Raw genomic sequence first — 8,119 nt, 5'->3', positions numbered from 1 at the left:
TCTGTGAGGCAAATGAGATCGAACATCGGCTCACTAAGCCGAACCATCCGTGGACCAATGGCCAGGTCGAACGAATGAACCGCACCATCAAGGAGGCGACGGTCAAACGCTTCCACTACGAAAATCACGACCAGTTGCGAACACACCTTGCCGACTTCATGGCAGCCTACAACTTCGCCCGCAGGCTCAAGACCCTCAGCGGGCTGACGCCTTACGAATACATCTGCAAGATCTGGACTTCAGAGCCAGATCGATTCATCCTAAATCCGATCCACCAAATGCCGGGACTGAACACCTAGTCATTGGCAGCGTGAGGCGTTCGTTGTCATCGAAGCAGCGGAAGAGGCGGTTCAACTCGTCCGTGGTGGGGCGTCGATCCCGCTCTGTGCCTTTGCCGATCAGACCGAGACGCTTGAGCGCGACGCGCGCCAGATCGACGGGTTCTGGAGAGATATCGAGCCCGTGCACGGCCGCCGCATGGGTGATGACCATCATGATCACGCCGATATCGATCCCGAGAGTTACCGGTCCCGCGCCTTGCTCGGCGCGCATCTTGCCGTAGTCGATCAGCTTTTGCCGGTCGAGGTGCCCGATCTTCTCCTTGCTCATATCGCGCTCAAGCATCGTGAGCGTGGCGGCCTTGCTGCGACGCGGCGGTTTCCCTACCTCGCACATATCGGTTATATGACGGTCGATGAGGTCACCAAAGGTCTGGAGGTGGGAAACGATTGACTTGTTCGGCGCCAGCCCCTGATGACCCGGGTCTCCGCCATGCGGGTCCAACGAGGGCGTTGTCGCGCGGAGGAACGTATCTTTCGCGTAGCGGCCCTTTCGTCTGATCTGGACCCGGTAGGCACCGGAGGGGAGCCTCGTGATGGAGGCTATTCGCGTGTGCGCAGTGTGTGCAATGGGCCGTTGTGGAGGGGCAAATTCGGGGATGTTGGGGCGTACTCGAGCGTATCAGCATCCGTCGTCAACATTTTGAAGATACAAAAATGGAAATAGATCAACACGCTAAATTGTCTGTGGCCCCGATGATGGATTGGACTGATCGGCATTGTCGGGTGTTCCATCGGCGGCTTTCGAGCCACGCGCTTCTTTACACGGAGATGGTCACCGCTCCGGCGCTTGTAAGGGGTGGGGCGCGGCATCTGTTGGCATTTTCGGCTGAGGAACACCCGGTGGCTTTACAACTTGGAGGGTCCGACCCGGCGGAGTTGGCGGAGGCTGCCCGGATGGGCGCGGAAGAAGGCTATGACGAGATCAACCTGAACTGTGGCTGTCCGTCGGATCGGGTGCAGTCCGGGACTTTTGGTGCGGTGCTGATGAAATCACCGGAGCTGGTCGCGGAGTGCTGCGCCGCGATGATCGCCGCGCAACCCTGTGAGGTCACGGTAAAATGCCGGATCGGTGTGGACGATCAGGAACCCCGTGACGTGCTGCCCGCCTTTCTGGATAAGATCCGGGAAGCAGGGGGCCGGCGCGTGACAATCCATGCGCGCAAGGCGTGGCTCAAGGGGCTGTCCCCGAAAGAAAACCGCGACATTCCTCCGCTGGACTATCCGCTTGTCCACGAGATGAAGGCCGCGTTCCCGGAGCTTCACATCTCGATCAATGGGGGGATCACAGATCTTGATATGATCGAGGCGCAATTAGGGGCTGGGCTTGATGGGGTCATGGTCGGGCGTGCCGCCTACCATGACCCCGCCGCGATTCTGCTCGGCGCGGATCAGCGCATTTTTGGCGACACACGCGCGGCGCCGAGCCGGGCCGAGGTGACTCTGTCAATGATCCCTTACGCAGAGGCGCACATTGCGGCAGGCGGGCGACTGCATCAGGTGACGCGGCATATGCTGGGACTGTTTGCCGGTCTGCCGGGTGCACGGGCATGGCGTCGGCATTTGTCCGAAGCGGCCGCTGACCACACGGCCCCTGCGACTGTTATTCGGGATGCGCTTGCCCATGTAACGGAGAGGGCGGCCTGATTTCGTGCTCGGAAGAGTTGCAGTGGCGAATTCACCGGTTATGGTCAGAAGTATTGACGTTGCTCACTGAGCGTTCAGGACCCAAGCCCCCATCATGATCGAGATTGCCCTGGACCCCATGACCGCTGCCGTGATGAGCTTTGCCATCGTGATCGGCATGTTCATCCTGTTCATGCGCGAAAGCTATCCCACAGAAGTGGTCGCCATTGCCGGGGCGGCATTGATGTTTGTGACCGGTATCCTGCCATACGAGACGGCGCTGACCATGTTGTCCAATCCTGCGCCCTGGACCATCGCGGCCATGTTCCTGCTGATGGGGGCGCTGGTGCGCACGGGAGGGTTGCAATGGCTCACGGAGGTTGCGGATTCCAAGGCCGAGACCCGCCCCGTGGTCACGCTGGTGGTGGCGCTCGTGGCCGTCGCTCTGGGATCAGCGGTGATGAACAATACTCCGGTTGTGGTGGTGATGATCCCGGTCTTTGTGCAGCTGGCCGCACGGCTCGGTGTGCCGCCGTCAAAGGTGCTCATTCCGTTGTCCTATGCCGCGATTGTCGGGGGCACGCTGACGCTGATTGGTACCTCCACGAACCTGCTTGTGGACGGGGTTGCGCGGTCCCAGGGCATGGCGCCGTTTGGCATCTTCGAGATCGCCCCTTTGGGCGTCATACAGATCATCGCGGGAGGCGCCTATATGGCGCTAATCGGGCGACGGTTGCTTCCGAACCGGACCTCGCTGGCCGGGATGATCGGCGACCGGCGCAAGATGAAGTACTTCACCGAGGTCGCGATCCCAGAGGGTTCTTCGTTGGTGGGCGAGAGTGTGCTCGACGTGGACATTTTCCGAACCGGCGGCGGGCGGGTGATCGACGTGCTCCGGGGCGATGCCTCGTTGCGTCGCGATATGAAATCCGTCGTGCTGGAGGTGGGCGACCGGGTGGTGCTGCGCACCGAGATGGCGGAGCTGCTGAGCCTCAAGCAGAACCGCAACCTGCGCAGCGTTGACCAGCTGTCCTCCGTGCGGACCCAGACCGTCGAAGTGCTGATCTCGCCGGGCTGTCGGATGATCGGCCGCTCGCTCGGGGCGATGCGTCTCAGACGCCGCTACGGTGTCTACCCGCTGGCCGTCCACCGGCGGAACCAGAATATCGGACGCCAGCTCGACGATGTGGTGGTTCGTGTCGGCGACACGCTGCTCCTAGAAGGCAATAGCGCCGATATCGAGCGCCTGGCCATCGACATGGATATGGTCGATATCTCCCAGCCACGGGCGCAAGCCTATCGCCGGGAGAAAGCACCGATTGCCATTGGTGCGCTGGCCGGCGTTGTAATCCTGTCGGCGCTTGGGGTCGCCCCGATCTTTGCGCTGGCGGTGATCGCTGTTGCGGTGGTCTTCCTGACCCGCTGCATTGACGCGGATGAGGCGTTTTCCTTTATCGAAGGTCGTCTGCTCGCCCTGATCTTTGCCATGCTGGCTGTGGGTGCGGGGTTGCAACAGTCTGGTGCGGTGGACCTGCTGGCCAATGCGCTCGCTCCGCATCTCATGTCGCTGCCTCCCTTTGGGCTCGTTCTGGTGATTTACCTGATGGCTTCCGTCCTGACAGAAATGGTATCGAACAACGCGGTTGGCGTGATCCTCACCCCCATCGCGATCGGGATCGGCCAGACGCTGGGATACGATCCAAGAGCGCTCGTTGTGGCGGTTATGTTTGCTTCGTCCTCGGCCTTTTCGACCCCCATCGGTTATCAGACCAACATGCTGGTCTTCGGGCCGGGAGGGTACCGGTTCACCGATTATCTCAAAGTGGGGGTGCCCATGAACTTGCTTCTGGCCTGTACGGCGAGCCTCGCCATCCCGATGATTTGGCCTCTGTGATGCGCTGCCTTATGCTCCTGGGCCTGTTGGCTGCCTGCGCCGGCCCCGTCGCGACCCTCGGCCCGACGCGGCCGGCCGAAGTGGTGCTCTATCGGGATACAGTGACGGCCCGGATGAGCGATGGGTCGCTCTGCACCGCCGTGCGGGAGGCACGCAGCGGTCCCTGGCAAAGCACCTTTCGGGGATGCCCGCATGTGTGGCCGGTCTCGGTCCTGCGCCCGACGACGGCGCCGAGGTTGCCGCTGGCGCCAGTTACGAGCGATCCGTGGGTGCAGATCGCGGCGCCTGAGGCGTCTCTGTCCTACGGTCCTCGGCGCTGATGACCTCGCGGCGGCCCGTCTCGTGGAGATGAGCGCGCAGAAGGTCCACGTTCTTGCTGTTGGCCTTGTGACCCGCGTCGAACAGATCTCCCAGCACCGGGATGCTGCCGACCAGCGTGTCGATTGCGATGTTTACACCTTGCCGGGCAAGGACCGATTTCGGCGCGCCGAGACGGTGGCTCTCATAGAGGATGTAGGCGGCGGGCAGGGTGGTGATCAGGTCACCGACACCCGGAATGATGCCGAGGATTGAATCCCAGCCCAACCGGAAGCCGGTGCCCGGGATGCGGAAAGCGCGGTCCATGTGACGCGAGATCCTGTGCAGCCGGTCGAGCCGGCGTTGGGTGTCTGGATGCAACATGAAAGAGAAAACCGCGCCGGGGGGGCGCGGTTCCATGGGATCTGATCAGATTGCTGCCCAGTCGTCGAACCGGACAGGCTCGGAGGGGGCTGTGGGGCGATGCGCGCCCGTGCTGTCGACCTTCTCGGCGCGGTAGGGCGTTTGCGGACGGTCGTTTTCGGAGGCGGGGGCAGTTTCGCGCGTGGGCATGGATTCGGTCTTTTTTGTTGCGAAGATTACGTTCGCAAGGCCAACATACCCAAACGTAGGAGAGTTCCAGTCAAATTTTGCGCTGCAACGCCAGATCGGCGGAAATGTGACGTTTGAACCTCAGGGACCGGCCAATTTTCGCCGGTCGGAGGGCGCGCGGGCGCGGAAAACCACGCCCGAAAGCCTTTTTTAGCCGCGAGCCAGAGCCGCAACACCCGTGCGCGCCATCTCTGCGAGACCAAGGGGGCGCATCAATTCCGCAAAAGCGTCAATTTTCTCGGGGCTACCGGTGATCTCGAAAGTAAAGCTCGTGAGGGTCGAATCGACCACATTGGCGCGGAACACGTCGGCGAGACGCAGGGCCTCGACACGTTTGTCACCTTCGCCCGCGACCTTGAACAGCGCCAGTTCCCGCTCAACACAAGCGCCCTCGACCGTGAGGTCATGAACCTCGTGCACCGGCACGATGCGACCAAGCTGCGCCTTGATCTGCTCGATCACCGCAGGTGTGCCGGTGGTGACGATGGTGATCCGCGAGGTGTGCCCCAGATGGTCGATCTCTGCGACGGTCAGGCTCTCGATATTATAGCCCCGCCCCGAGAACAGTCCGATCACCCGGGCCAGTACACCGGCCTCGTTATCCACGATCACTGCCAGTGTATGCCGCTCGATCACATCCGCATTCGGGTCGCGGAGGTCATAGGCGGAATGGCGGGAGGAGCCTTTTTTGATTTTGAGGGGGGACATGGGTCAAGTCACTCCGGAAACGGATAGAGAATGGTAAGATCAGAGGCCCGGCGCCCGGCACGGGCCATGAGGTCTTCTGCGGTGTAGCGTCCAGTCTGCAATTGAAATGGCACAGCCCCGCTGGCCAGACTGAAGGGATCTCCCTCAATGATCTGTACAAGACGGTAGGCATATCGCCCCAGATCGGTGCACTGCCAGTTGCCGCGCTGCCTGGTCACCGGGTTCACAGAAGACACGGGGTATTTCCAACAGATTTCCGGATTTTCACGGTCGCCGGGATAGGTCTTCCAATCGGCAGGAACGGGGCGCGTATTTCCCGGATACCACAGAAAGCTCCGGTAGTCGGCGCGATGGTATTCAACCTGCGTTCCGTGCTGGGGATTGTAGGTGATCATCGTGTTGCCGGCAAAGAGCTGGCGAATGCCCGCTGTTTCGCGCCGGGTCTGATACTCGGGTTGTGTCTGCTCGACGTTGCAGGCCGCACCCGTTCCGACTCCGAGGACCAGAACAGCTGCGATGCGCAAACGCCGAGACACATTGCCCGACAGATCGGCGAGGCTCCGGCACATCACACCAGCACCGCACCCGGCGCCGCGATGGCGTCTTTGGTGGAGCTGTTGGGCAGGAGCATCTTGTTATGGGGCTCGCCCGACGGGATCATCGGCAGGCAGTTCTCGTGCTTTTCCACCAGACAGTCGAAGATTACCGGCCCGTCATAGTCCAGCATCTCCATGATCGCGTCATCGAGATCCTTGGGATCGCTGCATTGGATGCCCTTGGCGCCGAAGGCTTCGGCCAGTTTGACGAAATCGGGCAGGGCCTCGGACCAGCTCTGGGAATAGCGCTCGCCATGCAGGAGTTCCTGCCACTGGCGGACCATGCCCAGACGCTCGTTATTGAGGATGAACTGCTTCACCGGCAGGTGATACTGCACCATGGTGCCCATCTCCTGCATGTTCATCAGCCACGAGGCCTCGCCGGCGATGTTGATCACCAGACTGTCTTTATGGGCGATCTGGACCCCCATGGCGGCGGGTTGGCCGTAGCCCATGGTGCCGAGGCCGCCGGAGGTCATCCAGCGATGGGGTTCGTCAAAACCCAGATACTGGGCGGCCCACATCTGGTGCTGGCCCACTTCGGTGGTGATGTAGCGGTCGCGTCCCTTTGTCAGGGCCTCCAGCCGCTCCAGAGCGTATTGCGGTTTGATGGTGGTCTCGGAGTTGCTGTATTGCAGGCAATCGACCTTCTTCCACTCGTTGATCTGATCCCACCACTTGGCCACCGCCTCGGCGTTGGTCTTGCGGCCCTTGGACTTCCAGATCCGTAGCAGGTCCTCCAGCACATGGGCGACGTCGCCGATGATCGGCATGTCCACGTGGATGACCTTATTGATCGAAGAGGGATCGATGTCGATATGCGCCTTCTTCGATTTCGGCGAGAAGTCCTGAACCCGCCCCGTGATCCGGTCATCGAAGCGCGCGCCCACATTGATCATCAGGTCGCAGCCATGCATGGCGAGGTTGGCCTCGTAGAGACCGTGCATGCCCAGCATCCCCAGCCAGTTCTTGCCCGAGGCTGGGTAGGCGCCCAGACCCATCAGGGTCGAGGTGATCGGGAAGCCGGTCTGTTCGACCAGTTCGCGCAGGAGCTGGCTCGCGGCCGGACCGGAGTTGATCACGCCACCACCGGTGTAGAAGATCGGGCGCTTGGCAGTGGCGATGGCATCGGCAAGCTGCTCAATCATCGCCGTGTCGCCCTTGAGCTTCGGCTGGTAATGGCTGGTGCGGGCCTTTTGCTTGGGCGTGTAGCTGCCAGAGGCAAACTGAACGTCCTTGGGAATGTCCACCAGAACGGGGCCCGGCCGGCCCGAGCGCGCCACGTGGAAGGCCTCGTGGATCGTCGAGGACAGGCTCGCCGTGTCTTTCACCAGCCAGTTATGCTTGGTGCAGGGTCGGGTGATGCCAACCGTGTCTGCCTCCTGAAAGGCGTCATTGCCGATCATGAAGGTCGGGACCTGCCCCGACAGAACGACGATCGGGATCGAATCCATCAGCGCGTCGGTCAGGCCGGTGACAGCATTGGTCGCGCCGGGCCCCGAGGTCACCAGCGCCACGCCGACCTTGCCGGTGGAGCGGGCATAGCCCTCGGCAGCGTGAACGGCGGCCTGCTCGTGGCGGACGAGGATGTGGCGGATCTCGTTCTGGAGAAAAATCTCGTCGTAAATCGGAAGCACAGCGCCGCCGGGATAGCCGAATACGACGTCCACGCCCTGATCCTTCAGAGCCTGAACGATCATCTGGGCACCGGTCCTGGGCTGTGTCATCTTTTCTACTCCGTCTGATTTGCCCAATAAAAAACCCCCGAGGTTCAAGTCGGGGGCGCGTCACGATCCGTTCGGGGCTGTTTAGCCCCGGCGCCTGTTACCTGCTACTACGAGAATGCTGGACATGGCCGCCTCCGGTTTCGTGGGTCGTGTTTACTGATGCCGCGCGGCAGCGTCAACCGCTCCGGACGGAATAATGTGCGACAATCGGCGTCTCGGATCATTTGTTGCGCAAACGCTCCCCCGACAGTCATGACGCCGGGGCCAGGGGCTCTCTGCCGGACCGGGCTGACGCGGCGGATTAGGGGATTGATCTCCGAA

The 8,119-nt window shown here is 61.7% G+C and carries 9 protein-coding genes; 3 read left to right on the top strand and 6 right to left on the bottom strand.

Annotation, left to right across the window (positions count from 1 at the left end):
• Positions 1 to 299: integrase core domain-containing protein (locus tag FEV53_RS11815; RefSeq protein WP_142834632.1), on the top strand; the 299-nt coding region annotated here is incomplete at its 5' end.
• On the opposite strand, the gene FEV53_RS11810 is transcribed toward FEV53_RS11815, so the two are convergent.
• Positions 256 to 609, bottom strand: coding sequence for a hypothetical protein (locus FEV53_RS11810; RefSeq protein ID WP_246100798.1), 354 nt, complete (start codon positions 607 to 609; stop codon positions 256 to 258). The two genes, FEV53_RS11815 and FEV53_RS11810, sit on opposite strands and share 44 nt — an antisense overlap.
• Positions 610 to 995: 386 nt before the next feature.
• Between FEV53_RS11810 and dusA the strand changes: the two genes are divergently transcribed.
• Both dusA and FEV53_RS11800 read left to right on the top strand, forming a co-directional pair.
• On the top strand, positions 996 to 1,985 hold the full coding sequence (dusA, locus tag FEV53_RS11805) for a tRNA dihydrouridine(20/20a) synthase DusA (RefSeq protein ID WP_142835002.1): 990 nt from the start codon (positions 996 to 998) through the stop codon (positions 1,983 to 1,985).
• A 94-nt stretch (positions 1,986 to 2,079) separates the two neighbouring features.
• Entirely contained in the window at positions 2,080 to 3,858 is a 1,779-nt protein-coding gene (locus FEV53_RS11800; RefSeq protein ID WP_142835001.1) for an SLC13 family permease, read from the top strand.
• A 252-nt stretch (positions 3,859 to 4,110) separates the two neighbouring features.
• On the opposite strand, the gene FEV53_RS11795 is transcribed toward FEV53_RS11800, so the two are convergent.
• The 5 genes from FEV53_RS11795 to FEV53_RS11780 form a co-directional block, all read right to left on the bottom strand.
• On the bottom strand, positions 4,111 to 4,539 hold the full coding sequence (locus FEV53_RS11795; RefSeq protein ID WP_142835006.1) for a DUF4112 domain-containing protein: 429 nt from the start codon (positions 4,537 to 4,539) through the stop codon (positions 4,111 to 4,113).
• A gap of 45 nt (positions 4,540 to 4,584) precedes the next feature.
• Entirely contained in the window at positions 4,585 to 4,728 is a 144-nt protein-coding gene (locus FEV53_RS20860) for a hypothetical protein (RefSeq protein ID WP_185962178.1), read from the bottom strand.
• Positions 4,729 to 4,917: 189 nt separating this feature from the next.
• Positions 4,918 to 5,475, bottom strand: a complete 558-nt coding sequence (ilvN, locus tag FEV53_RS11790) for an acetolactate synthase small subunit (protein ID WP_142835000.1) — start codon at positions 5,473 to 5,475, stop codon at positions 4,918 to 4,920.
• Between the two features lie 8 nt (positions 5,476 to 5,483).
• Positions 5,484 to 6,044, bottom strand: coding sequence for a hypothetical protein (locus FEV53_RS11785; protein ID WP_142834999.1), 561 nt, complete (start codon positions 6,042 to 6,044; stop codon positions 5,484 to 5,486).
• Positions 6,044 to 7,798 (bottom strand): acetolactate synthase 3 large subunit, encoded by a 1,755-nt coding sequence (locus FEV53_RS11780; RefSeq protein ID WP_142834998.1) that lies wholly within the window; start codon positions 7,796 to 7,798, stop codon positions 6,044 to 6,046. Before FEV53_RS11780 ends, FEV53_RS11785 begins: the two co-directional genes overlap by 1 nt.
• Positions 7,799 to 8,119 lie beyond the last annotated feature (321 nt).

Origin of the sequence: Palleronia caenipelagi (genome assembly GCF_007004065.1) — a bacterium.
GTDB lineage: Bacteria > Pseudomonadota > Alphaproteobacteria > Rhodobacterales > Rhodobacteraceae > Palleronia > Palleronia caenipelagi.
Note: the sequence above shows the minus strand (reverse complement) of the source record. Positions and strands in the feature narration are given on the sequence as shown.

Coding starts and splice junctions, on each gene's coding strand:
- FEV53_RS11800 (WP_142835001.1), top strand. CDS start 2,080: ATGATCGAGATTGCCCTGGACCCCATGACCGCTGCCGTGATGAGCTTT.
- FEV53_RS11810 (WP_246100798.1), bottom strand. CDS start 609: ATGAGCAAGGAGAAGATCGGGCACCTCGACCGGCAAAAGCTGATCGAC.
- FEV53_RS11795 (WP_142835006.1), bottom strand. CDS start 4,539: ATGTTGCATCCAGACACCCAACGCCGGCTCGACCGGCTGCACAGGATC.
- ilvN (WP_142835000.1), bottom strand. CDS start 5,475: ATGTCCCCCCTCAAAATCAAAAAAGGCTCCTCCCGCCATTCCGCCTAT.
- dusA (WP_142835002.1), top strand. CDS start 996: ATGGAAATAGATCAACACGCTAAATTGTCTGTGGCCCCGATGATGGAT.
- FEV53_RS11780 (WP_142834998.1), bottom strand. CDS start 7,798: ATGACACAGCCCAGGACCGGTGCCCAGATGATCGTTCAGGCTCTGAAG.
- FEV53_RS11785 (WP_142834999.1), bottom strand. CDS start 6,044: ATGTGCCGGAGCCTCGCCGATCTGTCGGGCAATGTGTCTCGGCGTTTG.
- FEV53_RS20860 (WP_185962178.1), bottom strand. CDS start 4,728: ATGCCCACGCGCGAAACTGCCCCCGCCTCCGAAAACGACCGTCCGCAA.